We start from the raw sequence: 24,724 nt of genomic DNA, 5'->3' as shown, positions 1-24,724 counted from the left end.
AATATGCCCCGGTATTGCCCCGCGTCGTTTTCGCCGCGAGGCACCCGGTCTTACCGATCGGCCGGCAGCTGCCAGCGAACGCGACGCGACGAACTCGAACGGATCGCATTACCCGACTGATCGAGTGCCGGCGAGTAACGGGCGCGGCGTTGCAGGGCCGAGCACGCGGCCCGATCCAGCGCGGCCGAACCGCTCGACGAGGTCACGCGGCAGTTTTCGACGCGCCCCTGGGCGTTGATGTCCCACGAGATCGCCGTGACGCCTTCGTCACCGCTGTTCAGCGCCGACGCGGGATAATCTTCCTGCGTAATCCACTGTGACGGATCGCCCTTGGCACCAGCAGCCTTGCTGATGACCGGTGCCGGCGGTGCAGGCGGCGCGGCAGGAACCGGCGGCGCAGGCGGGCCGGCAGTCGGAATCGGCGCATAGGACGGCGGCGGCGTCGTCACCGACTGCATCACGACCGGCGGCGGAGCCTGGGTCTGGACGATCGGCGGCGGCGTCACGACCGGCGGCGGCGACTGCGGCTGCGGCTGGTCAGGTGGCGGCGGGGGAGGAGGAATTTCCTCGGGCGGGGGTGGCGGTTCCTCGACGTCGAACGTCTCGGTATCCTCAGTCACCTTCTTCACATATTTATAGGCAAGACCGGAAATGAACGCATACCCGATCAGAACGTGGAGCAACCCCACGATGATCAGCGCGACGATCCGGCCATTACCTGCTTTTTGATCAGCGTAAGCCATTCAGCAACCAAACTCCTCTAGCCCGGTACATTGGGTCGGTCCGTCCGGCGAAACCGGCGCGCAACGACCGTCGTGTCCGGGGCTACGCGGCATTCCGGACGCGATTGTCTATCGCGGCCTTTTAAACGACGCAAACGCTTTGTCGGACGAAACAATCGTACAATCGCGCCATTACCGAAATAAGTCTGTAACCCAGCATTTCCGGCGATTATGACCGGCAGGATGAAGCGCATTTTCCTAGCCGCGACCGGCATGTCCCTGTTTCTGATCGGGTGTGGCCCGGTCGTCGCGCGTCAGAATGGCACGCCGGATGTTATCGTTACCGAATCATCCGGGCCATCCTACGCGCAACTGGTCAGCCTGTCGCTCGACGGTGATATCGTGCTGGATGCGACGATTCGCTCCGCCGCGCGCATCCCACCGGCCGAAGCGGCCGGACTGGCACCGGGGCATGTCCGGTTCTACGTCACCGTCGATGTCGGCGCGCTGATCCGCGCGAACGGACCGTTGCCGGCGCGCGTCGGCTATCTGGTCGACGTTCCGTTCGATCCGCGCGGCCGAGCGCCCAATCTGAAGCGCCAGCGGGTCATCGCGTTCGCCCGTGCCGTGGCGGGACGTCCCGATCAGATACAATTGCTGACGCCCGATGCGCAATTTGCGTGGAGCCCCGCACTCGACCAGCGGGTACGCGGTGTCGTTCGCGACGTGCTTGCGCCCGACGCGCCGCCGGCGGTGACCGGGGTCGGCAATGCGTTTCACGTTCCCGGAACGTTGCCCGGCGAGGGCGAAACGCAGATCTTCCTGAAGACCGGCGATGGCAATCCGGTATCGCTGCTGGTCCTGCGCCGGCCGGGCGAGGCGAAGCGATGGGCATTGTCGCTGGGCGATATCATCGACGAGGCGGGCGGCGCGCCGCAGCGCGACACGCTGGCATGGTACCGGCTGGCATGTGGATTGCCGGACGCCCTGCCCGAGGGAAGCCTGCAGGCACAGGAAGACGACAATGCGACGATCGCCCGCGAGGATTATGCGTTCGTGCGCGAGCAGTTAGGCCCCTGCAACGACGGTCGCCGCGGCTGAGCGATCAGCGACCGAGGTGGATGAAGTCGCGTTCGAACCGAACCAGCCCCGCCCCGCCGTCGACGAACAGCACCTGACCGGTCGATGCGGTAGCGCCGGCCAGGAAGATCACGGCATCGGCGACCTGATCGGCGGTCGGCAGGCGTTCGAGCGGCATCATCGCCGCCAGTCGCTGCAACTGGTCGGGATCGTAATCGTCGGTCGCGATGGTCAGCCCCGGCGCGACGCCATTGACGCGGACCGACGGTGCCAACGCGAGGGAGAGGGTCCGGGTCGCCTCGGCAAGTGCCTGTTTTGACAGGGTATAGGCAAGCTGGTCGCGATGCGGATGCGCGATCCGCTGGTCGAGAATGTTGACGACCGCCGATCCGCCCTGCCCCGCCAATGCCGTGGCGAGCGCGAACGGCGCGGCGGCGTTGACCGCGAAGTGCGCGTTCAGCGATTCGGGAGCGGGATAGCTGTCATCGTCGGCGCGGAAGCACGACGCGTTGTTGACGAGCAGATCGACCCGCCGCCCGAAGCGATCCGCAACCGCCGGAATGAGCGCGACGACCGCCGCCGGATCGGCGAGGTCGGCGGCGAAGGTGGCGTGGCGAGCATCCTCCAGACCCTCGATAATCAAGCGATCGGGTTCGCCCGCGCGACTGGCGTGGAGCGCGACGTCGTATCCCGCCCGCGCCAGTCGGACGGCGATCCGGCCACCCAGCCGGCGATAGCTGCCGGTGACCAGCGCCAGCGGGCGGGTCACCGCCGGTGCCGGACCATCGTGACGCCGATCGATTCGCCGGCCTCGGCAATGGCCAGCTTGACGATGCGGATCTTCACGCGCTGCACGCGCGGATCGGACAGGAAGAGGGTGTCGACAATATGGTCGGCCACCCCCTCGATCAGGGTGAAATGCACCCCCGGCGGCAACGCGTCGGTCGCCGCGTGCTTGAGGTCCATATAGCTTTTGGAAGCCGATAGCGGCGTGTCCGGCGTGAAGCGTTCGGGACAGTCGAGGTCGACCGTCATCGAAATCTGCAACGGTTGCGGCAGGTGCGTTTCCTCAGAGTAAATGCCGGTCAGGACATTCACTTCGACATCATGGACTTCCAACTGGAGCGAATCGCGCACTCTGCACCTGTCATCATATGGGAATATCGGCGCGATAGCAGAAGGTGCCGGCAGCGGAAGCGGGCACCGGCGAATCTTGGCCCTTGTGCCTGTCCGTCGCGGCGGTACAGGCGCGCATTCCGTTTCGATTGGACCCGTATTGCCCGACTTGCGCCCCCTTGCCGCCGTGTCCCTGACCGATGTCGAAGCGCTGCTCGACGCGGCGTTCGGGATCGATCGGCATCGGCGAACGGCGTATCAGGTGCGCGCGGGGCTGCAACCGATCGGAGCGCTCAGCTTCGCGTGGGTCGAGGACGGGCGGCTGACCGGGTGCATCCAGTGCTGGCCGGTGCAGCTCGACACCGATGACGGGCGGGCGGTGCCGATGGTGATGGTCGGCCCGGTCGCGGTCGCGCCCGACCGGCAGGGGACCGGGATCGGGCACCGGCTGATGGCCGAGGCGATCGCGGCGGCGGGCGGCGATGCGCCGCTGATGCTGATCGGCGACCCCGAATATTATGGCCGGTTCGGCTTTGGTGCGCAGCGGACCGGCGGGTGGCGGATGCCGGGTCCATACGAGCAGCGGCGGTTGCTGGCGCGTGGAACCGTGCCCGACCATGGCGGCATGGTGGGTCCGCGGATCGTAATGGCGGCGTGAACCCCTTGTGGTGGGCGCGCGGTCCAAGCTAACGGACGCCCATGCCGATGCAGCCCCCCGCCGACTTCGCCTCGCTCTCCCTCGCCGAGGTCGCACGCCTTGCCGCCGAAGCGAAATTGCCGCCGGTCGATCGCTGGAACCCGACCCATTGCGGCGACAGCGAGATGCGGATCGCCGCCGATGGGACCTGGTATCATCAGGGGAGCGCTATCACGCGGGCCGAGATGGTACGGCTGTTCTCGACGATCCTGCGGCGGGAAGCCGATGGCGCGCATGTGCTGGTGACGCCGGTCGAAAAGCTGTCGATCGCGGTCGACGATGCGCCGTTCGTGGCGGTCGAGGCGAAGCTGTCGGGCGAAGGCGAACAGGGGCGGATCGCGTTCCGGCTGAATACCGACGAACTGGCGGTGGCCGATGCCGAGCATCCGATCCGGATCGAAGGGGACGCAGATGCGCCGCGCCCGTATCTGCGCGTGCGCGGCGGCATGGATGCGCTGATCGCGCGTCCGGTCTTCTATGAACTGGTGGAGATGCTGGCGACGGGGCCGGACGGCCGGCGCGGGCTGTGGAGCGAGGGCGCGTTCTTTCCGTTCGAGCCGGCATGACGCTGGCCGACCGGCTGCGCGCGCGGCTGGCGGACCCGGTCGAGGACTTGCTGACCGGCGATCTGAACGGCGCGGCACCGATGCCGGAGGGCGGCTGGCGGGCGGCGGCGGTGCTGATCGCGGTGACCGAGCGGGCGGAGCCGGGCGTGCTGCTGACGCAGCGGACCGGCGACCTGCGCACCCATGCGGGGCAGGTGGCGTTTCCGGGCGGCAGCATCGATCGGGCCGATGGTGGGCCGGTCGCGGCGGCGCTACGCGAAGCTGCGGAGGAGATCGCCTTGCCACCGCAGGCCGCGACCGTGGTGGCGACGCTCGACCGCTATCACACGGTGACCGGGTTCGAGGTCGTACCGGTCCTCGCCACGGTTCCGGCGGACCTGCCGCTGATGCCGGCCCCGCTGGAGGTCGATGCGATCTTCGAAGTGCCGCTGACCGTCCTGCTCGACCGGGCGAACTATCAGGTCGGCAGCCGCTGGCATGAGGGGACCGAGCGATTCTATTACGAACTGATCTTCGGCGAGCGGCGCATCTGGGGTGCGACTGCGGCGATGATCCTCAATCTGGCACGACGACTGACATGGCCCTGACCGAATCGCTTCCCCCCGCCGACTGGATGCAGCGCCCCGGGCTCGACCGGCTGGCCGACGCGCTCGACGCCGATGCCGGGGCGGCGCGCTATGTTGGGGGGGCGGTGCGCGACACGTTGCTGGGGCTGGATGTCGCCGACATCGACGTCGCGACGATCCACCCGCCGCAGGAGGTCGTGCGGCGGCTGGAGGCGGCGGGGATCAAGGCGGTGCCGACCGGCATCGCCCACGGCACGATCACCGCGGTCGCCGACGGAACGGTGGTCGAGGTAACGACGCTGCGCCGCGATGTCGCGACCGATGGCCGCCATGCCGAGGTCGCCTTCACCGACGACTGGCAGGCGGACGCGGCGCGGCGCGATTTCACGATGAACGCGCTCTATGCCGATATGCGCGGCCATCGGCTGCATGACTATTTCGATGGGATCGTCGACCTGCGTGCCGGGCGGGTGCGGTTTATCGGGGATCCGTTGCGGCGCATCGCCGAGGATCATCTGCGCATCCTGCGCTTCTTCCGCTTCCTCGCGCGGTTCGGCAATACGCCCGATGCCGAGGGGCTGAACGCCTGTATCGATCGCGCCAACGACCTGATGGCATTGTCGCGCGAGCGGATCGCCGATGAATTGCTGAAGATGCTGGTCGCGCGCGACGCGGTCGATGTGATGCGGTTGATGGTCGGGCATGGCATCTGGACGCCGGTGCTGCCGGAAATCGATGCGGCGGCGGTCGAGCGCCTTGCCGCGCTGGCCGCCGCCGAAGCCGCCGCCGGCATTGCCTCCGATCCGGTCCGCCGGCTCGCCGCGCTGCTCGACGCTCGCAATGCCGAGGGTGTCACCGCGCGGTTGAAACTGTCGAATGCCCATCGCAAGCGGATCGGCACGGCGCTGGGCCATAACGATGCGTGGCCCCCGCAGGAGACGGGATACAGGCTGGGCATCGAGGGCGCGATCGACCGGTTGCTGTTGGCCGGCGATCCGGGAGCAGCGGCGAGCCTGATCGGCTGGACCCGCCCTGCCCTGCCGCTGTCGGGCGGTGCGCTGGTCGCACGCGGCCTGGCGCGCGGACCCGATGTCGCGAAGGCGTTGCGGAGGGTCGAGGATCGCTGGATCGCGGAAGGATTTCCCGACGCCGCGCGGACCGGCGCGATCGCCGACGACGTCGTCGCTCAGGCGTTGCGCGCCACCAGCATCGCATAGGCCGCATCGGCGTCGATCGGCTTCGAATAGAAATAGCCCTGTCCGAACGCGCAGCCGAGCGCGACGAGGGTCTGTTCGAGTTCCTGCGTCTCGATCCCCTCGGCCGTGGTCCGCATGCCGAGCGCCTGGGCAAGGCTCAGGATCGCGCGCACGATCGCCACCTTGTCGCGATCGGCCAGCATGCCCGACACGAAGCTGCGGTCGATCTTGAGCTTGTCGATCGGCAGCTTCTGCAAATAGGCGAGATTCGAATAACCGGTGCCGAAATCGTCCATTGCGATCGTGGCGTGCATCTCCTTCAGCGCCAGCATCGTCCGCAACGTGCTGTCGGGATCGACGATGAACGCGCTTTCGGTCAGTTCGATGGTGAAGCGATCACCCGTCAGGTCGTGGCGCGACAGCACGTCGGCGAACATTGCGGCAATATCGTCGCGCTGAAGCTGCACCGCCGACAGGTTGACCGCCATCTTGGCACCGCAATGGCCGCCGGATTGCCGATCCCATGATGCAAGCGTCCGCGCCGCTTCGTCCATGGCCCAGCGGCCGAGCGGCACGATCAGCCCGCATTCCTCGGCGACCGGAATGAAATCGACCGGCGAGATATGCTGCCCGTCGGGCGTCTGCCACCGTGCCAGCGCCTCGAAACTGCTGATGCGGCCGTTCGACAGGTCGTAGATCGGCTGGAACGCCAGGCGGACCTGCCGTTCCTCCAGCGCGGTGCGCAACCGCGTCTCGATCGAAAACTGGCTGCGGACGATATCGAACAGATGCGGGCGATAGATTTCGGTCTGGCCGGTCCGTTTCGATCGTTTCACCGCGAATTGCGCGTGGCGGATCAGGTCCTCGGCTTCGTCCTCGGTATCCTCGCCCAGCGCGATACCGATCGAGCAGTCGACGCTGATGCTGAAATCGGACAGCTGGAACGGCTGGACCAGCGCCTGCTGCAGGCGGCCAGCGACCAGCATCGCATCGTCCGGCCCCCCGCGCAGCGTCAGCAGCACCGCGAATTCGTCGCCACCGGTCCGCGCCATCACGTCGCAGCCGCGCAATACCCCTTTCAGGCGGCGCGCGACCGAGATCAGCAGTTCGTCGCCCGACAACGACCCCATGCACGCATTGACGCGGCTGAACCGGTCGAGGTTGATCGCCAGCACCGCATAGCGTGCGCGATTGCCGTCCGCGATCCGTTCGTCGACCAGATCGCCAAAGCCCATCCGGTTGGCGAGGCCGGTCAGCGAATCGGTGTTCATCTCCCGCCGCAGGCTGGCCTCGGTGCGCTGTTCGGCGGTCTGATCGAGCAGCGTCATCAGGCAGCGGGTAGCCGCGACCCGATCGGGACGGCGCGCCAGCGTGACGTCATAATAGTGGCTGTCGACCGAATCACCGATTTGCAGCGGCACGCGACAGCGGGCTTCGGTCGAGGTCAGAAAGGTCGCGATGCGATCGCCGATTGCATCGAGCAGCGCCGCTTCCCCGCCACGCGCGAAGCCCACCGCGCGGAAGGCCAGGTTGTTCGCGGTGAACACCGGTCGCCCGTCGATCAATTCGACGATCGCCGTCGGCGCGGGGATCAGGTCCAGCGTCGCCGTGTCGGCATCGTGCGACGCTTCCGGTACCCCCAACGGTTCGGCGCCAACGGCGAGCGAATCGTCCGAAACCGGATGCGCCTTGAACGCGGAGAGGAACTGCCGACCGAAAGCCATTTGCATCGCCGTACCACGGCGATGGTTAAGAGCTTCTGAAACCCGACAATCGATTCGCGTGGACAGGTGCCGTGCGTCAGAAACGGTTGTCGCGGGGGAAGCCGTTGGGCGGCATCCGCCCGGCGGCACCCCGCGCCGCGCGCCACGGCGTCAGATCGCCCTCGGTCCGGACCCGCCCGGTTTCCCCGCCCATCGTCCAGGTCAGTCCGTCGACGAACCGCAGGGTCCGCGCATCGGACAGGCCGCCGTCGCGGAACCGTTGCAGTTGCACCCCCTGCCCACGGGCCATTTCGGCGAGTTCGGACAGCGGAAACAGCAGCAGCTTGCGATTGTCGCCGATCGCCGCGACATAATCGTCATCCGGCCCGATCGGCCGGACGATCTTCAGCTTCGCACCGGGGCGCGGTGCCATCACCTGCTTGCCCTTGCGCGTTTCGGCGAGCACGTCGGCGATCCGCACCGCAAAGCCGCGACCATCGGTCGCCGCCAGCAACAGCCGGTCGGATGCCGCCGCGCGGAACAACCCGACGATCCGCGCATCGCCGTCGAGATCGATCATCGCCCGCACCGGTTCGCCAAAGCCGCGTCCGCCCGGTAGCTTGTCGGCACCCAGCGTGTAGAATCGCCCGCCATCGGTGGTCAGCAACAGCTTGTCGGTCGTGTGGGCGTGGAACGCGAAGGCCGGGCCGTCGCCCTCCTTGAACCGGGCGGTATCGGCGGAGGCGAGGTCGACATGCCCGCGAAGTGCCCGCACCCAGCCGCGCTGCGACAGGATAACGGTCAGCGGCTCGCGCTCGATCATCGCCTCTGCCGGAATTTCGCGTGCCGGGGCGGCTTCCTCGATCGTGGTACGGCGTTTTCCGAGTGCCGTTTCGCTGCCATAGCGGTCGCGCATCTTCGACAGGTCGCGCTTCATCCGGGTCCGTTGCCGGGCCTCACTGGACAGCAGCAGCGTCAGTTCGGCCTGCTCCTTTTCCAGCTTCGACCGCTCGCCGCGAATCTCCATTTCCTCCAGCTTGCGCAGACTGCGCAGCCGCATGTTCAGGATCGCTTCGGCCTGACGATCGGTGAGGGTGAATTCGGCGATCAGCACCGGTTTCGGTTCATCCTCGGTCCGGATGATCGCGATCACCCGGTCGAGGTTGAGATAGGCCGCCAGATAGCCGTCGAGCAGTTCGATCCGGTCGGCGATCCTGGCGAGGCGATGCTCGCTGCGCCGACGCAGGACGACGAACTGGTGATCGACCCATGCCTTCAACGCCTCGCGCAGCGACATGACGCGCGGGGTGCGATCCTTGTCGAGAACGTTGAGATTGAGGGGAACGCGCGATTCGAGGTCGGTGAGCCGGAACAGCCCATCCATCAGCACCTGCGGGTCGACGGTGCGGCTGCGCGGTTCGAGGACGATGCGGATCTCGGCGTCCGATTCGTCGCGGACATCGGTCAGGATCGGCAGCTTCTTGTCGTTGATGAGCGCGGCGATCTGTTCGATCAGCTTGCCCTTCTGCACCCCATAGGGGATTTCGGTGATGACGACCTGCCAGCCGCCGCCCTTCTCCCGTTCGATTCCATGGCGCGCGCGGACGCGAAAGCCGCCGCGACCGGTGGCATAGGCCTCGCGGATCGCGGCGGGCGGATCGGCGACGATGCCGCCCGTCGGAAAATCGGGGCCGCGTACATGGGCGAGCACGGCGGCGTCATCCGCGTCGGGCCGGTCGATCAGCACCATCGCGGCTTCGTACAGTTCGGCGGCATTGTGCGGCGGGACGCTGGTCGCCATGCCCACGGCGATGCCGCTGGCCCCGTTGGCGAGCAGGTTGGGGAACATGCCAGGGAACAGTTCGGGTTCCTGCTCCTCGCCATTATAGGTCGGGCGGAAATCGGTAGCGTCCTCGTCGAGGCCCGCCATCAGGTCGATCGCGACCTGCGTCAGCCGCGCCTCGGTATAGCGATAGGCGGCGGCGTTATCGCCGTCGATATTGCCGAAATTGCCCTGTCCGTCGACCAACGGATAGCGCAGCGCGAAGTCCTGCGCCAACCGGACCATCGCGTCATAGACCGACTGATCGCCATGCGGATGGTATTTGCCGATCACGTCGCCGACGACGCGCGCGCATTTCTTGTACCCCGATGCCGGGTCGAGCTTCAGCAGCCGCATTGCCCACAACAGCCGGCGATGCACCGGCTTCAACCCGTCGCGGACGTCGGGCAGCGACCGGGCCGTGATCGTCGACAGCGCATAGACGAGGTACCGCTCGGACAAGGCGCTGTCGAACGGTGCATCGAAGATGCCGATCGGTGTCGAAGGGTCGGTCAGTTCACTTGCCATCGCGACCGCGATAGCAGGCGAACCCCGCTCCTGCGATAGGTGAAATGGAACGAACCGGGATCAGGCCGCCTGTCGCCCGTCGGATTCGCGCCCGGCCGCCGGCTCGCCATCGGCCAGCGCCACCACATCGGCGACGATGCCCTGCCATTCGGCGTCGCCCATTTCGATCAGGCCGAACAGCCGCATCAGGAACGCGCCCTCCATCGCGAGGAACGCCAGCCGCAGCCGGCGACCCGCGTCGGTGGTGACGTCGATCAGATCGATCCGCTCGCGATACCATTTGCGCACCAGCACCATGTGCTGCGGCGAATTGAGGACCGAGACCAGCAGGCTGGGCGCGCCGCGGCGCGAACGGTCGCTATAGTCGGCGGCATAATCGATATGGGCCCGGACCGGGCAGTTGTCGTCGACGCTACCCAGTTCGGCGATGCGGTCGGCATATTCGTCCTGCCACCGCTCGAACATCGCGGCGATCAGCGATTCCTTGCTGCGAAAGCTGTATTGCACGCCGCCATTGGTGATGCCCATATGTTCGGCGACGGCGGCGATGGTCAGGCCGACCGGACCCTTTTCCAGCGTCACCGATTCGGCGGCATCCAACAGCTTGTCACGCTCAATCGTACGAGTTCGTCCCACAATAACGCCCCTTTGCGGCCGAGATATCGCCGGCCATTCCCGTCCCCGCTTCCCTGTAGCGCAAAAATATCCGCACGCGCGACTTTATTATACGATTTATCCATATTGGGTACGGTTGCGACTTTTGATCGGACTGCAGCAATGGTGGAATGCGTCACATCTTTCATCCCGATGACTTGGCCGGACCTGACCGGGCGACCGCGCCCCGATCCGGACCGGACGTTCCGCTATGGAACGGACCGGTTGCAGGTGGTCGATCTGTGGCTGCCCGCAGGCGATCCGCCCTCGCGCTGGCCGACGGTGCTGATGGTGCATGGGGGATGCTGGCAGAGTTCGGTCGCCGACCGGCGGCTGATGGACTGGGTCGCCGCCGATCTGCGTGCCGACGGGATCGCGGTATGGAATATCGACTATCGCGGCGTCGACCGTGACGGCGGCGGCTATCCGGGGACGTTTCTCGACGCAGCGGCGGCGGCCGACCTGTTGCGCGACCATGCCGGGGCATATGCGCTCGACCTGTCGCGGATCGTCGCGGTCGGGCATTCGGCGGGCGGGCATCTGGCGCTGTGGCTCGCCGCGCGCCATCGCCTGAGCCAGCATAGTCCGCTGGCGACCGGCGATCCGCTGCCGATCGCGCAGGTCGTCTGTCTGGGCGGCCTGCCCGATCTCGCCGCGGTCGAGGCCAGCCCCGATAATGGCTGCGGGACCGAGGTCATCGCGCAGCTGGTCGGGGGCGACCGGGCCGATCGCTTCGCCGACACCTCGGTCGTCGAGCTGCTGCCGGTCGGGGTGCCGATCGAGCTGATCGACGGCGCGAAGGACGCGATCGTCCCCGCCGCGATGGCACCGGCCTTTGCCGCGGCCGCCCGCGCCGCCGGCGACCGGGTGGTGACGCGGCGGATCGCGGATACCGGCCATGTCGAACTGATCGCACCCGAAACGCCGGCATGGGCCGCCGCCAAAGCTGCTATCCGGCGCGCCTTACCGATCGCCGGGCCTGTCGCATAGAGCCGGATTGCACCTGCCTTATTCTTGCCTTATTGTGGCCGCAAATAAGGCAGGAGTTGTCGATGTCCCGTCCGCGTTCGACCTTCATCATCATGGCCGCCGTTTCCGCTGCGCTCGCCGGTTGCGGCCGGCCCGATACCGCCGCCGAGACGGGATCGACCGATCAGGATGTTCCGCCCGGCGTCGAGGTGACGGCCGCGCCGGGTGTCGCCTTCCGGTACGACTATGCGTTTCGCCTGCCGGCGCAGCGGATCGCGGCAGCCCAGGAACGCCATACCGACGCGTGCGAGCGGCTGGGTCCGGACCGCTGCCGGATCACGGGGATGCGCTATCTCCGCTCGCCGAAGAACGACGTTACCGCCGATCTGCAGTTCAGCATCGTCCCCGCCCTCGCGCGCGGCTTCGGCCGCGATGCGATAGCCGTGGTCGAGCGCAGCGAAGGCGGCGTGCAAAGCGTCAATGTCAGCGGCGAGGATGTCGGCGCGACCATCGACGCCGCCAGAACCGCGCGCAACGCCGCCATTGTCGAACGCGCCACCGTCGAGAAGCGGATCGCCGACGGCAACCGTTCGACCGCGGCGGAACTGGAGCGACAGCGTGCCGATCTGGGGCGAACGATCCGGGACGTCGATGCACAAACCGCCGGGCAACGCGCGCTCCTGAATGCAACGGCGGTCGCGTTCCATTACGAATCAGGCAAGGCCGCGCCGGGCTTCGAAACCCAGTCGCCGCTGGCACAGGCCGGCGAACTGCTCGGCTGGTCGGCGGGCGTAACGTTCAGCACGCTGCTGAACCTGCTTGGGCTGCTGCTGCCACCGATGCTGCTCGCTGCGATTGTGGCCGGGCTGTTCGTTGCCGGGCGGCGGTTCGTGCGGCGGCGGTTCGCGCCCGCGGCGTGATTGCGCGGCCGGCCCCCTTGGGCTATGCGGCGGCTTTCTACACCGGCCACGGGCATTCCCCGGACCGGCCCGTTTCGTCGAAGGGAATCGCATGGCTCGCCGCCGCCAGATCTACGAAGGCAAGGCAAAGATCCTGTACGAGGGTCCGGAGCCGGGTACGCTGATCCAGTATTTCAAGGACGACGCCACCGCCTTCAACGCCCAGAAAAAGGGTACGATCAACGGCAAGGGCGTGCTGAACAACCGGATTTCCGAGCATGTCTTCACGCTGCTCGGCAATATCGGGGTGCCGACCCACTTCATCCGCCGGCTGAACATGCGCGAGCAGTTGATCCGCCAGGTCGAGATCGTGCCGATCGAGGTCGTGGTGCGCAACGTCGCGGCGGGTTCGCTGTCGAAGCGGCTGGGCATCGAGGAAGGCCAGCAGCTGCCGCGCACGATCGTCGAATATTATTACAAGGACGATGCGCTGGGTGATCCGATGGTATCGGACGAACACATCCTGTGCTTCGGCTGGGCGGCGCAGGACGAACTGCACGAGATGGCCGACATGGCGATCCGCGTGAACGATTTCCTGTCCGGGCTGTTCGCGGGGATCAACATCCGGCTGGTCGACTTCAAGCTTGAATTCGGTCGCATCTGGGACAATGATTTCAGCCGGATCATCCTGGCCGACGAAATCAGCCCCGATGGCTGCCGCCTGTGGGACATGACCACCAACGAGAAGCTCGACAAGGATCGCTTCCGTCGCGATCTCGGCGGCGAAGTCGAAGCCTATCAGGAAGTCGCCCGCCGGCTGGGCCTGATGCCCGAAGGCGCGGATTCGGCGGTCCTCGACCTCGAGACGCATCGCAAGAAGCGCGAGAAGTAAAGCTCCACCCGACAAGGACGTCATCCTGGCGAAAGCCGGGATCCATGGATGCGCGACGCCAGCGGCGGCAAGTGCCATCGGCGACACCCCGTCCATGGATCCCGGCTTTCGCCAGGATGACGGTTCTGACTGGTGCCCCTACCCCCGCGCGAACAGTGCCGGGTCGAGCGCCATCACCGCATCGGACCCGCCCTCGACCTTGCGCCGCAGGGCGCCGGTGTCGGGAATGATCCGCTCGGCATAGAAGCGCGCGGTTACCCGTTTGCCCTCGGTGAACGTCGCATCGCCCTCGCCCGATGCCGCCAGTGCCTCGGACGCGGTCAGCATCCGCAGCCACATGAGGCCGGTCGCGACGATCCCCATGATGTGCATGTACGAATGCGCACCCGCGCCGACATGGTTCGGGTTCTGCATGCCGTTGGCGATGAACCACATCGTCGCGGCCTGCAGGTCCTTCAGTCCGCGCTCCAGCCGCTCGGCGAAATCGCGCGTCGCGTCGGCACCCTTGGCGGTCGCGATTTCTTCGGCCACGATGCGGAAGAAATGCTGGATCGCACGCCCGCCATTCTGTGCCAGTTTGCGTCCGACCAGATCCATCGCCTGCACGCCGTTGGTGCCTTCATAGATCATCGCGATCCGGGCATCGCGGACATATTGCTCCATGCCCCATTCGGCGATGTAGCCATGGCCGCCATAAACCTGCTGCGCGTTGGTCGCGATGTCATAGCCCTTGTCGGTGCCATAGCCCTTGATGACCGGGGTCAGCAGCGACACGAGATCATCGGCCAGCTCGCGGGTTGCCGCGTCCTCGCTCATATACGCCAGATCGACCTGCAACGCCCCCCACAGGCACAGCGCCCGCAACCCTTCGGTCAGCGCCTTGCCCTCCATCAGCATCCGGCGGACGTCGGGATGGACGAACAGCGTATCGGCCTTTTCGTCCGGTTGCGCCGGGCCGGTCAGCGCCCGCCCCTGCCGCCGGTCGCCGGCATAGATCACCGCATTCTGATACGCGGTCTCGGCCACGCCCAGCCCCTGCAACCCGACGCCGAGCCGCGCGGCGTTCATCATGATGAACATGGCGGCCAGCCCCTTCATCTCGTCGCCGACCAGCCAACCCGTCGCGCCGTCATAGTTCATGACGCAGGTCGAATTGGCGTGGATGCCCATCTTGTGCTCGATCGATCCGCACGTCACCGGATTGCGCGCGCCGAGCGACCCGTCGTCGTTCACGAGGAACTTCGGCACGACGAACAGCGAAATCCCCTTCGAGCTTTCCGGCGCACCCGGCGTCTTGGCAAGGACGAGGTGGATGATGTTGTCGGTCAGGTCATGCTCGCCCGACGAGATGAAGATCTTGGTGCCGGTGATCGCCCACGACCCGTCGCCGTTCGGCACCGCGCGCGTCTTGATGAGGCCCAGATCGGTGCCGCATTGCGGCTCGGTCAGGTTCATGGTGCCGCCCCATTCGCCCGACACCATCTTGGGCACATACATCGCCTGCTGTTCGGGGCTGCCCTTGACCAGCAAAGCGGCGATCGCGCCGTGCGTCAGCCCGGGATACATGGCGAAGGCCATGTTGGCGGAGATCAGATATTCCTCGAACGCGGTCGCGACGACATGCGGCATCGCCTGCCCACCGAATTGTTCGGGCGCGGACAGCGTGCCCCAGCCCGATTCGACGAACTGACGATACGCCTGTTTGAACCCGTCGGGCGTCGTCACGCTGCCATCGGTATGGCGGGTGCAGCCCTGCTGATCGCCCGATGCGTTCAAGGGAAACAGCACTTCGGCAACGAAGCGACCGCCCTCTTCCAGCACCGCCTCGACCGTGTCGGGCGTGGCATTGGCGAAACCGGGCAGCGCGGCATGGTCGCCGATCTTGAGAACATGGTCGAGGATGAAGCGGGTGTCGCGGACCGGCGGGGTATAGCTGGGCATCGGGTCAATCCTTCTCCGGGGAGGCACCCTCTGACGGGGCGGTCTGGTACGGCAGCGTTTCGATGGTCGTCACGAAGTCGCTGAGTTCGGCGATCGCGGCATCGATGTCGCGCCGCTGGTTTTCGAGGAGCGCGATCCGGTCGCGGCATTTCTGGACGGTGACCTGCCGTTGTACGACGCGGCCGTCGCCGATATCGTACAGGTCGATCATCTCGCGAATATCGGCAAGGCTGAACCCGACCCGCTTGCCGCGCAGGATCCACGCCAGCCGTGCCCGGTCGCGCTGCGAATAGATGCGGGCAAGGCCGCGCCGTTCGGGCGCGATCAGCCCCTCATCCTCGTAGAAGCGGAGCGCGCGCGCGGTCACGCCGAATTCGTTGCACAGGTCGGTGATCGAAAAGCGATCGGCTTGCCCGGGCGACTCAGGCGGCATGGAGACTGCGAGTTGCATAGCCAATGATTAGTTTACGTTGACGTGAACGTCAACCTTCGTCGCCAGTCGCTGGCACCGGCGGACAGTTGACCCGCTTCGCCGGCTTGCGCTTGACCGCAGTCGTCGCGAATTCGGCGGCGTCGAGCGCGCCGTCGCGGCCCTTGTCCGCTGCCGCGAACTTCGTACTGGTCTTGATCGCCCATTCGTCGAAGGTCAGCCGCCCGTCGCCATTGGTGTCGAGCTTCGCATAGGCCTTGCGCCGCGATGCCAGATATTCGTCGCGGGTAATGCGGCTGTCGCGGTCCTTGTCATATCGGTCGAACCGCTTCTGTTCGCGGGTGCGCGGCGATGCGGCGGGCGGTTCGGGAATTTCGGCGTCCGCCGTTTGCGCCGTCGCCGGGGGAGCCGGCGGCGGCGGCAGTTTCTCGGTCGCCGCGACCCCGCGGAACAGGAACAGGCCCGCCGCGACCAGCGCCAAGGCCGACCCTACCCCCGCCAGGAACCGCCACATCGCTCACCCCCCGATTGCCGGTGCCTGTATCGGTCAGCCGCTATCGCCCGGCAAGTCCGAACCACGCCAGTCGCGCCGCCCGTTTCGGCCCGCCCGGTGCCACGCGTGCCAGATCGAGCCGCGCCGACAGCGCCAGCAGGCCGAGCGGCCGGGCGACCCGGCGCAGCGGCGTCGCCAGCGCCTCGCCGGCCAGCGTACCGGCGGTTTGGGCGGTCGCGGCATCGTCGACATGGTGCAACAGGTCGGCCAGCGCCCACCCCTGCCCCAGCATCGTCGCCCGGTCGACATCGCCGCCGAGGATCGCGGCCGCCAGCGCGAACAGCCGCCCGCCCCGTTCCGCCCCGAACCGGCGCAGCGTCTCGCGGTCGAGCGTGTCCTCCTCGATCAACACCTCCCAGCCTTCCACCACCTTCACCAGCGCCGCGCCGGTGACACCATGTGGCAGCACGGTTTCGGCGAGCGCGGTCAGGACCGGCATGGCGGGCGGCGGCGCATGGTCCAGCTTGGCAAGCTGTTCGCGCCACCACGCAAGCCGGATCTGGCCGATCGCGGGTTGGGTCGTGGTCCGGACGACATCGGCCAGCGCGGCGTCGAGCGCCAGCAGCGCCGACAATGCCGCGCGGCGGTCGGCGGGGGCATAGGTCAGCGCAAGGCTGCGTTCGGGATCTGGATCGATGGGCATCGATCCCGTCAGCGCGGGTCTTTACGCTCCGTCAACCCCGATCTGGCAAACAAACCATTGATTGCGCGACTTTGGCGCTGGAATGGACGGGCAATGATCGGACGCGGACGAGATCGGAGACGATCGGGCGGTTTTCTCTCGCGGCTGGCGCACGATCGCGGCGGCAATACGCTGGCGATGATGGCGGTCGCGATGATCCCGCTCCTCGGCATGGCGGGATCGGCGATCGACACCGCGCGGGTCTATTACGTCAAGGTTCGCCTGCAACAGGCGTGCGATGCCGGCGCGCTGGCGGGCCGGAAGTTCATGAACGGCAACGATTTCAACGACGCGGCCGTATCGCAGGCGCGCGCCTTCTTCGCGAATAATTTCCAGACGGGATCGATGGGGTCGAACGCCCCCGTCTTCACGCCGGTCAAGACCGACGCGGGACAGGTCGCCGCGACGGCATCGGTCACCGTACCGATGACGGTGATGCAGTTGGCCGGCTTCGAACCGGTCACGGTCTCGGTCGCCTGCGAAGCCAAGCTCGAAATTCCCAATCTCGATATCATGTTCGTTCTCGATACCACCGGATCGATGAGCGACATCAACCCCGGCGACAGCGCCGATCGGATCACCGGCCTGCGTCAGGCGGTGATGAATTTCTACGACACGCTCGACCGCGCCAAGAAGCCCGGAACACTGATCCGCTATGGCGCGGTTCCCTATTCGGCCAACGTCAATGTCGGCATGTTGCTGCGCCCCGAATGGATGGTCGACAAGGCCGATTACCAATCGCGCCGCTATCTGGGCCCCGAGACGACCAAGGGTCCGGATACGGTGGACAACGCCGATTGGGTAACGACTGCCGGATCATGGCAGAAAAAGAGCGGTTCGACCGTAACGAGCAAAAGCTTCGGCAGGCCGGAGGATTGTAGCGCGCCGGCAAACGCCGTGAACACATCGCAAACCGATACGACGTGGAAAGACGCTGGAAAGGGGGACGGCAGCCAGACGATTACCTATACCCGGACCCGGACCGGCAGCGCCTATTCGACGAAAATCGTCAATGCGCGGTGTGAAATCACCGAAACGTCGTACCGCAATTATGTCGAAACACGGACCGACACCCGCGTTCCAAACAAGAATAAAGGCAAGCCCGTTGCCGGTACCCCGACGACTACTCATTGGTGGTCGTATGAGCCGGTCAACGTACCCGTTTCGGGATTGAAGGGCACGGGGGCCCGCGTCAGTGGCGGATCGATTTCCATGAACATCGCCGCACAGGGCAAGTCGCGAACGATCACCTGGAATCAGCAGAATGGATGCATCGAGGAGCGCAAGACCGTCCGGCAGTCGACCTACGATACCATTCCATCCGACGCGTACGACCTGAACATCGACATGGTCCCCGACCCTTCCAACGACGACACCCGTTGGAAACCATGGCTGCCGGCCGCGGTGTTCGCTCGGGAAAGCTTCACCAAATGGTCCCTCCCCCCAGTGCGCTCGAACCTCGACTTCACGAACCTTAAGGACGTGAATAGCGGCCAGAACGCTCCTTGCCCTTCGCCGGCAAAGCTGTTGCAGGCATTCACGCGCGCCGACCTGCAAAGCTACGTCAATAGCCTGATCGTCGGGGGCAAGACCCACCATGATATCGGCTTTCTGTGGGGCCTGCGCCTGATGTCGCGCGACGGCATCTTCGGGGACGTCGTCAACACCGGATTGAACGGCGCGAAGAATGCGCAGCACCTGATCTTCATGACCGACGGCGAAACCGATACCGATAACACGGTGTACGAGGCCTATGGCCTGTCGGGGCTGGATCGTCGTCGCACGACCGGCTTCACGTCCAACGACGCGCAGAATAACGAACAGGACACCATCGTCGCCAATCGCCTGCTGGCGTTGTGCCAGGTCGCGCGGCGCAAGGACATTACCGTCTGGGTCATCGCGTTCGGCACGACGATGCCCCCGCTGCTCAGCAACTGCACGACGGAGGGGCGTTCGTTCGAGGCGAGCAACACCGCCCAGTTGAACGCCGCGTTCACCAACATCGCCGCACAGATCGCCAAGCTGCGGGTGTCGAAATGATCGTGCGGATCGCGCGCGATCGGCGCGGCGCGACCCTGATCGAATTCGCGTTGCTCGCACCCGTCCTGCTGCTGTTGCTGATGGGCCTGTTCGACCTGTGCTACCGGTCGTACGCCCAGGCAATCCTGACGGGCGCGCTACAGGCCGCCGCGCGCAAGGGCACGCTGGAGGGTAACGCGACCACGTCCGCCGCCGCGGCGATCGACGAGGCGGTTATCCAGCAGGTGCGACCGGTCGCGCCGAACCTGACCTGGATCAGCAAGCGACTGCATTATCGCAACTATGACGGCGTCGAAGCCGAACCGTTCGACGACGTCAACAGCAACAATCGCCGTGATCCCGGAGAATGCTTCACCGACACCAACGGCAATGGCCTGTGGGATTCCGATCCGGGTACCACCGGTCAGGGCGGTGCGAACGACATCACCGTCTATACCGTAGAGATCACCTATCCCCGCCTGTTTCCGCTGACCGGGCTGATGGGCTGGTCCTCCGATCAGAAAATCTCGGCGTCCAGCGCACTCAAGAACCAGCCCTATGACACGCAGAGCGCAGCCACGCCGGAGCGGATATGCTGATGATCGCGGCCCGCCGACTGCACGATCTGCACCATGCCCGGCGCGGCGTCGCCCTGCTGGAATTCGCGCTGGCATTGCCCGTCGTCCTTACCATCGGGCTGTGCGCGGTCGAATTGTGCAATTTCGGCGTCCAGCAGCTTCGGCTGAGTCAGGCGACGCAGACGCTCGCCGACAATATCTCGCGCGTCGGCGTCGACACCAACGCTGCGACGCAACAGCTGCGCGAGGCTGACGTGAACGAGGTGATCGGCGGGCTGCGCCGGCAAACCGAAGCACTGGGCGTCACCACCAACGGCCGGGTGACGATTTCCAGCCTCGAGACGAAGGACGGCGCGCAGTGGATCCACTGGCAGCGCTGCGTCGGGCTGAAACGTGGTCCGGGCTATGATTCGAGTTTCGGCCGCGAAGGCGATGGCGGAACATCGGGCAGCACGTTTCGGGGAATGGGCGACCCGGCCAAGCCGGTGCAGGCACCCGATCGCGCGGCAGTGATCTTCGTCGAGATCAATTTCGACTATCAGCCGCTGCTACCGACCTTTTTCCTCGGCAACCCGAAATTGCAGCAGACCGCCGCCTTCATCGTGCGCGACAATCGCTTGCTGGAGGAGGGCGTGCGCGATCCGGTGCCGCAGGTGAAGCAACGCATGACCTGCGACCGCTACACCGTCTGAGGGTCCATCCGAAATTCACGCGAAGGCGGATTTGAAGGCCGTCCGTTCCGGAAACCGGTAGCGTGATCGGCACGTCGCGGGTCCGGCACATTCCCGAACCGACGCGGCGACCAGTCGCCGCTGCGGAGGATACCGCAGCGGCGCCGTGGCTTACTTGTACGTGACCTTCTTCACCGCCGCGACGACCTTGTCGCTGGTGATGAGCGCCAGCTTTTCGAGATTGGCGGCATAGGGCAGCGGCACGTCTTCGTTGGTGACGCGCAGCACCGGGGCGTCGAGATCGTCGAAGCCCTGCTCCATGACCACCGCGGCGATTTCCGACGCGATCGAGCAGGTCGGCCAACCTTCCTCGACCACGACCAGCCGGTTGGTCTTCTTCAGCGACTTCAGCACCGTCTTGGTGTCGAGCGGGCGCAGCGTGCGCATGTCGATCACTTCGGCGTCGATGCCCTCGCCCGCCAGCTTCTCGGCGGCTTCGAGCGCAAGGCCGACGCCGATCGAATAGCTGACGATGGTGACGTCCTTGCCCGGCTTCATGATCCGCGCCTTGCCGATCGGCAGGACGAAATCGTCGAGCTTCGGCACGTCGAACGAGCGGCCGTACATCAGTTCGTTTTCGAGGAAGACGACCGGGTCGGTCGAGCGGATCGCCGCCTTCAACAGGCCCTTCGCATCGGCCGCATCATAGGGCGCGATCACGATCAGGCCGGGGACCGAAGCGTACCACGGGCCATAGTTCTGCGAGTGCTGGGCTCCCACGCGGCTCGCCGCACCGTTGGGACCGCGGAACACGATCGGGCACCGCATCTGGCCGCCCGACATGTAATTGGTCTTGGCCGCCGAATTGATGATGTGGTCGATCGCCTGCATGGCGAAGTTGAACGTCATGAATTCGATGACCGGACGCAGCCCGCCCATCGCCGCACCGGTACCGATGCCGGCAAAGCCGTACTCGGTGATCGGCGTGTCGATGACGCGACGATCGCCGAATTCGGCGAGCAGGCCCTGCGTGACCTTGTACGCGCCCTGATATTCGGCGACTTCCTCGCCCATCACGAACACGCGGTCGTCGGCCCGCATTTCCTCGGCCATCGCGTCGCGCAGTGCGTCGCGGACCGTGGTCTTGACCATTTCGGTCCCTTCCGGAATTTCCGGGCTGGTGTCGCCTTCCTGATCGGCGGCGTCGAACAGCTGGCGCGCGCCGGTCTCGGCATGCTGCTGCGTCGTGCCCTCGGGCGCTGGCGGTGCCTTGTCGTCGTTCTTCTCGTCGGCCTTGGGCGTGGCAGCGGCGGCTTCGCCGGCACGCGCCTCGGTCGGCTGGGCCGACTTGGCGGCGTCGACATCCTCGCCCTCGCCGGCGAGGATCGCGATGACCGCGCCGACCTTCACGTTATCGGTGCCCTCGGCGATCAGGATCTGCGCGATCGTACCTTCGTCGACCGCTTCGAATTCCATCGTCGCCTTGTCCGTCTCGATCTCGGCCATGATGTCGCCCGACTTGACCGTGTCGCCCTCCTTGACGAGCCACTTGGCCAGCGTGCCTTCTTCCATCGTGGGCGACAGCGCCGGCATCTTCAGTTCGATCGGCATCTCAGTAGGTCTCCACCAGAACGTCGGTGTACAGTTCCTTGGCGTCCGGTTCGGGCGCGCTTTCGGCGAAATCGGCAGCCGCGTTCACCACCTTGCGGATTTCAGCCTCGATCGCCTTCAGCTCGTCCTCCTGCACGCCGGCGGCGGTCAGCTCGCGCTTCAGCCCCTCGATCGGGTCCGAATTGTCGCGCATCGCCTGCACTTCGTCGCGGCTGCGATACTTGGCCGGGTCGGACATCGAATGGCCGCGATAGCGATAGGTCTTCATCTCGAGGATGATCGGCCCCTTGCCCGCACGCACCCATTCGAGCGCGGTTTCGGCGGCACCACGGCACGCCAGTACGTCCATGCCGTCGACCTGGATGCCCGGAATGCGGAAGCTTTCGCCGCGGCGATAGAGCTGGTCCTCGGCCGACGAGCGGTTGACGCTGGTGCCCATCGCATACTGGTTGTTCTCGATCACGAAGATGATCGGGAGCTTCCACAGCTCGGCCATGTTGAACGATTCGTACACCTGACCCTGATTCGACGCACCATCGCCGAAATACGTCATGCAGACGCCGCCGTCGTTGCTGTACTTGTGACCGAACGCGAGGCCCGCGCCCAGCGACACCTGCGCACCCACGATGCCGTGGCCGCCATAGAACTTGTGCTCGGTCGAGAACATGTGCATCGACCCGCCCTTGCCGCGGCTGATGCCGGCCTCGCGCCCGGTCAGTTCGGCCATGATCACCTTCGGATCGATGCCATAGGCGAGCATGTGGCCATGGTCGCGATAGCCGGTGATCACCGAGTCCTTGCCGGACTCGAGCGCCGACTGCAGCCCCACGGCGACGGCTTCCTGCCCGATATACAGGTGGCAGAAACCACCGATCAGGCCGAGGCCGTACAATTGCCCCGCTTTCTCCTCGAAACGACGGATCAGCAGCATCTCCTTGTAGAAGGAGAGCAGCTCCTCTTTCGACGCCTCGTACCGCGTTGGCTCACCCGGCCGTTCGCGATTGGGAATGACGGGTTCGCTGGTGCGGCCTGGCGCCGGTGCTTTTGCCACGGTTCGGATGCCTCGTTCCTGAAAGGATGGGAAGGAAGCGCCGCCTATGGCGCGAATTATGCCCTCGTGCAACCGAACCTGCCCGTTCCGGTCCGGATTCAGTCGTCGATGCGGATCCCGCAGCGGCTTCGCGCCGCCGCCTCGCCGGTGATCGGCACGATGAATTCGTCCGGGTGGGCGACGTTCAGCTTCCGCCGGACCAGTTCGTCGACCATGTCCGGGTCGGCATGGCGCGGATCGAGCAGCTCGACCCGGTTGCGCAGCTCGGCGCGCACCTTTTCCAGACACGCATATTGCGCCTTCCGCACCGCCAGGTTGCGCTGATACTCGCGATACGCCAGCACGCCGTTCGGCCCCAGCACCGCGTGATAGGCGAAGAATCCGATGACGAGGATGACCAGCGCCGGCCATCCGGCACGTTTCAGCATCTGACGAAGGGGCGAGGGTCGCGACATGGCGCGTATGTCGGTTATAGCCTGCGCCCACGCAAGCCACCAACCGGTGGCAAGGAGCCGATATGCACCTGCTGCACGATCCAGCGACCCTGACCGACCCGACCGACTTCGATACGTTCCTGAAGGTCGATATCCGTGTCGGCACGATCGTCGCCGCCGAATCCTATCCGCAAGCGCGCAAGCCCGCGATCAAGCTCGTCATCGATTTCGGCCCGGTGCTCGGCCGCAAGCGATCGAGCGCGCAGATCACCGAGCAGTATGACTGCGACGGACTGATCGGACGACAAGTCGCGGCAGTGGTCAATTTCCCGCCGCGTCAGATCGGCAAGTTCGTGTCCGAGGTGCTGACGCTGGGCTTTCCCGACGAAGCCGGCGCGGTCGTGCTGTTCGCGCCGGACCGGCAGGTACCGGACGGCGGGCGGCTGTTCTGATCGGCGCGCGGGCACCGGTCATGGCGGGTGCATCCGCCCAGCATTGCCGATACAGGCCATATCCGGGGGCAGCGAACGCGTCCCGTTTGAAGGAAGACGGATGAGCAACGCAACCGCCACCGCATGGGACACAAGCCGGGTCCGCCTCTGGCTGGAAAGCCGTCTGTCCGCAGCCAAGCTGGAACAGGCAGCAGCGGACCGGCGCGGCTACGAGGCGCAGGGCGAATATGACAAGGCCGCAGCGGAGGAATGGGTCAGCCGCGCGTTGCTCGCCACCGATTGCACGACCGATCAGGCCGCCTTGGCCGGCCGGGTAAAGGCGTTGCTGGCGCAGGACGAATACCGGATCACCGGCATCTACGACGACCAGCGATTCGACCGGGGCGTCCGGGCGCAACTGCGGAAAATCGCGAAAATGACCAAGGCGAACGAAGGGTTCGCGAACCTGTTACGCTATCAGGATTGAGAAGCACGTCGTCGACGACGACCGAAGATTAGGTGGATTGGCAACGACATGGCCCGCAAGAACAACCGGCACGATCCCTATCCGCAGACGGATGACGGCGACGACGCGCCGGCCCCCGCCGTCATCTGCTGGCTGTGCGGCCGGCCCACCGGCAAGACGATCGTCTGGCATCATCCCGTCCCCAAAAGCCGGGGCGGCCGCGACGTCGTGCCGATGCATTCGATCTGTCAGCAGACGTTGATGGCCAATTTCACCAATTCCGAACTGCAACGCGCCGGGATGGACGTCGACACGCTGCTCGCGAACCCGAATGTCCGCAAATTCGTCGACTGGGTGGCGAACAAGGACCCCGACTTCACCGCGACCATCGTGAAAAAGCAGCGCTGATCCGATATCAAAGGGCCATCGGAGGCCCGGATCACGACG

General features: G+C 65.9%; 27 protein-coding genes. 14 read left to right on the top strand and 13 right to left on the bottom strand.

All coding sequences use genetic code 11. The annotated features are described in order from the left end of the window. Positions 1 to 50 precede the first annotated feature (50 nt). Positions 51 to 743 carry an energy transducer TonB gene (locus ASE70_RS02335; protein WP_056501031.1) on the bottom strand — a complete coding sequence of 231 codons (693 nt, stop codon included), beginning with the start codon at positions 741 to 743 and terminating at the stop codon, positions 51 to 53. Between the two features lie 222 nt (positions 744 to 965). On the opposite strand from ASE70_RS02335, the gene ASE70_RS02330 reads away from it, so the two are divergent. Beyond that, positions 966 to 1,823: a hypothetical protein gene (locus ASE70_RS02330; protein WP_235519525.1), complete on the top strand. Its 858-nt coding sequence runs from the start codon at positions 966 to 968 to the stop codon at positions 1,821 to 1,823. Positions 1,824 to 1,827: 4 nt separating this feature from the next. On the opposite strand, the gene ASE70_RS02325 is transcribed toward ASE70_RS02330, so the two are convergent. Together ASE70_RS02325 and ASE70_RS02320 are read right to left on the bottom strand one after the other, a co-directional pair. After that, positions 1,828 to 2,571: an SDR family oxidoreductase gene (locus ASE70_RS02325; protein ID WP_056501028.1), complete on the bottom strand. Its 744-nt coding sequence runs from the start codon at positions 2,569 to 2,571 to the stop codon at positions 1,828 to 1,830. Beyond that, a complete protein-coding gene (locus ASE70_RS02320; RefSeq protein WP_056501025.1) occupies positions 2,568 to 2,939 on the bottom strand; it encodes a dihydroneopterin aldolase in 372 nt (123 codons plus the stop codon). Before ASE70_RS02320 ends, ASE70_RS02325 begins: the two co-directional genes overlap by 4 nt. 139 nt (positions 2,940 to 3,078) lie before the next feature. Between ASE70_RS02320 and ASE70_RS02315 the strand changes: the two genes are divergently transcribed. Genes ASE70_RS02315 through ASE70_RS02300 form a run of 4 tightly spaced genes read left to right on the top strand, consistent with a single transcriptional unit; the run spans position 3,079 to position 5,964 of the window. Next, positions 3,079 to 3,576 (top strand): GNAT family N-acetyltransferase, encoded by a 498-nt coding sequence (locus ASE70_RS02315; protein ID WP_056501023.1) that lies wholly within the window; start codon positions 3,079 to 3,081, stop codon positions 3,574 to 3,576. A 41-nt stretch (positions 3,577 to 3,617) separates the two neighbouring features. Then, a complete protein-coding gene (locus ASE70_RS02310; RefSeq protein ID WP_056400511.1) occupies positions 3,618 to 4,181 on the top strand; it encodes a DUF1285 domain-containing protein in 564 nt (187 codons plus the stop codon). Then, entirely contained in the window at positions 4,178 to 4,768 is a 591-nt protein-coding gene (locus ASE70_RS02305; protein WP_056400513.1) for a CoA pyrophosphatase, read from the top strand. The genes ASE70_RS02310 and ASE70_RS02305 overlap by 4 nt, the downstream gene beginning before the upstream one ends. Beyond that, the gene (locus ASE70_RS02300; RefSeq protein ID WP_200925587.1) at positions 4,759 to 5,964 is read left to right on the top strand and encodes a CCA tRNA nucleotidyltransferase; all 1,206 of its coding nucleotides are present in this window, start codon (positions 4,759 to 4,761) and stop codon (positions 5,962 to 5,964) included. The genes ASE70_RS02305 and ASE70_RS02300 overlap by 10 nt, the downstream gene beginning before the upstream one ends. Here the strand turns inward: ASE70_RS02300 and ASE70_RS02295 are convergent. The 3 genes from ASE70_RS02295 to ASE70_RS02285 form a co-directional block, all read right to left on the bottom strand. Further along, on the bottom strand, positions 5,934 to 7,667 hold the full coding sequence (locus ASE70_RS02295) for a putative bifunctional diguanylate cyclase/phosphodiesterase (RefSeq protein ID WP_082450548.1): 1,734 nt from the start codon (positions 7,665 to 7,667) through the stop codon (positions 5,934 to 5,936). The genes ASE70_RS02300 and ASE70_RS02295 overlap by 31 nt on opposite strands. A 76-nt stretch (positions 7,668 to 7,743) precedes the next feature. Next, complete coding sequence (gene parC / locus ASE70_RS02290) at positions 7,744 to 9,996, bottom strand: DNA topoisomerase IV subunit A (RefSeq protein WP_056501019.1); 2,253 nt, start codon at positions 9,994 to 9,996, stop codon at positions 7,744 to 7,746. Between the two features lie 60 nt (positions 9,997 to 10,056). Then, the gene (locus ASE70_RS02285; RefSeq protein ID WP_082450545.1) at positions 10,057 to 10,632 is read right to left on the bottom strand and encodes a TetR/AcrR family transcriptional regulator; all 576 of its coding nucleotides are present in this window, start codon (positions 10,630 to 10,632) and stop codon (positions 10,057 to 10,059) included. Positions 10,633 to 10,803: 171 nt separating this feature from the next. Between ASE70_RS02285 and ASE70_RS02280 the strand changes: the two genes are divergently transcribed. The 3 genes from ASE70_RS02280 to purC all read left to right on the top strand — a co-directional run bounded on the left by ASE70_RS02280 (position 10,804) and on the right by purC (position 13,410). Continuing rightward, positions 10,804 to 11,640 carry an alpha/beta hydrolase gene (locus tag ASE70_RS02280; protein ID WP_056501143.1) on the top strand — a complete coding sequence of 279 codons (837 nt, stop codon included), beginning with the start codon at positions 10,804 to 10,806 and terminating at the stop codon, positions 11,638 to 11,640. A gap of 62 nt (positions 11,641 to 11,702) precedes the next feature. Further along, a complete protein-coding gene (locus ASE70_RS02275; protein ID WP_056501014.1) occupies positions 11,703 to 12,539 on the top strand; it encodes a hypothetical protein in 837 nt (278 codons plus the stop codon). 91 nt (positions 12,540 to 12,630) lie between these two features. After that, positions 12,631 to 13,410 carry a phosphoribosylaminoimidazolesuccinocarboxamide synthase gene (purC, locus tag ASE70_RS02270; protein WP_056004061.1) on the top strand — a complete coding sequence of 260 codons (780 nt, stop codon included), beginning with the start codon at positions 12,631 to 12,633 and terminating at the stop codon, positions 13,408 to 13,410. A gap of 138 nt (positions 13,411 to 13,548) precedes the next feature. Here the strand turns inward: purC and ASE70_RS02265 are convergent, their stop codons facing one another. Genes ASE70_RS02265 through ASE70_RS02250 form a run of 4 tightly spaced genes read right to left on the bottom strand, consistent with a single transcriptional unit; the run spans position 13,549 to position 16,977 of the window. Further along, the gene (locus ASE70_RS02265) at positions 13,549 to 15,351 is read right to left on the bottom strand and encodes an acyl-CoA dehydrogenase C-terminal domain-containing protein (RefSeq protein ID WP_056501012.1); all 1,803 of its coding nucleotides are present in this window, start codon (positions 15,349 to 15,351) and stop codon (positions 13,549 to 13,551) included. Between the two features lie 4 nt (positions 15,352 to 15,355). Further along, positions 15,356 to 15,784, bottom strand: coding sequence for a MerR family transcriptional regulator (locus tag ASE70_RS02260; protein WP_235519524.1), 429 nt, complete (start codon positions 15,782 to 15,784; stop codon positions 15,356 to 15,358). Between the two features lie 49 nt (positions 15,785 to 15,833). Beyond that, on the bottom strand, positions 15,834 to 16,295 hold the full coding sequence (locus tag ASE70_RS02255) for an EF-hand domain-containing protein (protein ID WP_056501006.1): 462 nt from the start codon (positions 16,293 to 16,295) through the stop codon (positions 15,834 to 15,836). 40 nt (positions 16,296 to 16,335) lie between these two features. Further along, a complete protein-coding gene (locus ASE70_RS02250) occupies positions 16,336 to 16,977 on the bottom strand; it encodes a squalene/phytoene synthase family protein (protein ID WP_056501003.1) in 642 nt (213 codons plus the stop codon). Between the two features lie 93 nt (positions 16,978 to 17,070). Here ASE70_RS02250 and ASE70_RS02245 point away from each other — a divergent pair, with 93 nt between their 5' ends. The 3 genes from ASE70_RS02245 to ASE70_RS02235 are packed head-to-tail and all read left to right on the top strand — an operon-like array spanning position 17,071 to position 20,305. After that, on the top strand, positions 17,071 to 19,056 hold the full coding sequence (locus tag ASE70_RS02245; protein WP_056501001.1) for a pilus assembly protein: 1,986 nt from the start codon (positions 17,071 to 17,073) through the stop codon (positions 19,054 to 19,056). Then, positions 19,053 to 19,634: a TadE/TadG family type IV pilus assembly protein gene (locus ASE70_RS02240; RefSeq protein ID WP_056500996.1), complete on the top strand. Its 582-nt coding sequence runs from the start codon at positions 19,053 to 19,055 to the stop codon at positions 19,632 to 19,634. Before ASE70_RS02245 ends, ASE70_RS02240 begins: the two co-directional genes overlap by 4 nt. Next, on the top strand, positions 19,628 to 20,305 hold the full coding sequence (locus ASE70_RS02235) for a TadE/TadG family type IV pilus assembly protein (RefSeq protein ID WP_056500993.1): 678 nt from the start codon (positions 19,628 to 19,630) through the stop codon (positions 20,303 to 20,305). The genes ASE70_RS02240 and ASE70_RS02235 overlap by 7 nt, the downstream gene beginning before the upstream one ends. 150 nt (positions 20,306 to 20,455) lie before the next feature. On the opposite strand, the gene ASE70_RS02230 is transcribed toward ASE70_RS02235, so the two are convergent. From ASE70_RS02230 to ASE70_RS02220, 3 genes are all read right to left on the bottom strand, one after another. After that, positions 20,456 to 21,895, bottom strand: coding sequence for a pyruvate dehydrogenase complex E1 component subunit beta (locus tag ASE70_RS02230; protein ID WP_056500991.1), 1,440 nt, complete (start codon positions 21,893 to 21,895; stop codon positions 20,456 to 20,458). A gap of 1 nt (position 21,896) precedes the next feature. Next, positions 21,897 to 22,946 (bottom strand): pyruvate dehydrogenase (acetyl-transferring) E1 component subunit alpha, encoded by a 1,050-nt coding sequence (pdhA, locus tag ASE70_RS02225; RefSeq protein WP_056500988.1) that lies wholly within the window; start codon positions 22,944 to 22,946, stop codon positions 21,897 to 21,899. A gap of 98 nt (positions 22,947 to 23,044) precedes the next feature. Then, positions 23,045 to 23,401 (bottom strand): FtsB family cell division protein, encoded by a 357-nt coding sequence (locus tag ASE70_RS02220; RefSeq protein WP_082449919.1) that lies wholly within the window; start codon positions 23,399 to 23,401, stop codon positions 23,045 to 23,047. Between the two features lie 62 nt (positions 23,402 to 23,463). On the opposite strand from ASE70_RS02220, the gene ASE70_RS02215 reads away from it, so the two are divergent. The 3 genes from ASE70_RS02215 (at position 23,464) to ASE70_RS02205 (ending at position 24,685) form a co-directional block, all read left to right on the top strand. After that, positions 23,464 to 23,832, top strand: coding sequence for a tRNA-binding protein (locus ASE70_RS02215; RefSeq protein ID WP_056500985.1), 369 nt, complete (start codon positions 23,464 to 23,466; stop codon positions 23,830 to 23,832). A gap of 100 nt (positions 23,833 to 23,932) precedes the next feature. Then, positions 23,933 to 24,298, top strand: coding sequence for a hypothetical protein (locus ASE70_RS02210; protein ID WP_056500983.1), 366 nt, complete (start codon positions 23,933 to 23,935; stop codon positions 24,296 to 24,298). A 48-nt stretch (positions 24,299 to 24,346) separates the two neighbouring features. After that, positions 24,347 to 24,685, top strand: coding sequence for a hypothetical protein (locus tag ASE70_RS02205; protein ID WP_056400560.1), 339 nt, complete (start codon positions 24,347 to 24,349; stop codon positions 24,683 to 24,685). The last annotated feature ends 39 nt before the right edge of the window (positions 24,686 to 24,724 follow it).

This window comes from Sphingomonas sp. Leaf22, from assembly GCF_001421715.1.
Taxonomy (GTDB): domain Bacteria; phylum Pseudomonadota; class Alphaproteobacteria; order Sphingomonadales; family Sphingomonadaceae; genus Sphingomonas.
The sequence above is the reverse complement of the archived record's forward strand: the minus strand, read 5'-3'. Positions and strand labels throughout refer to the sequence as shown.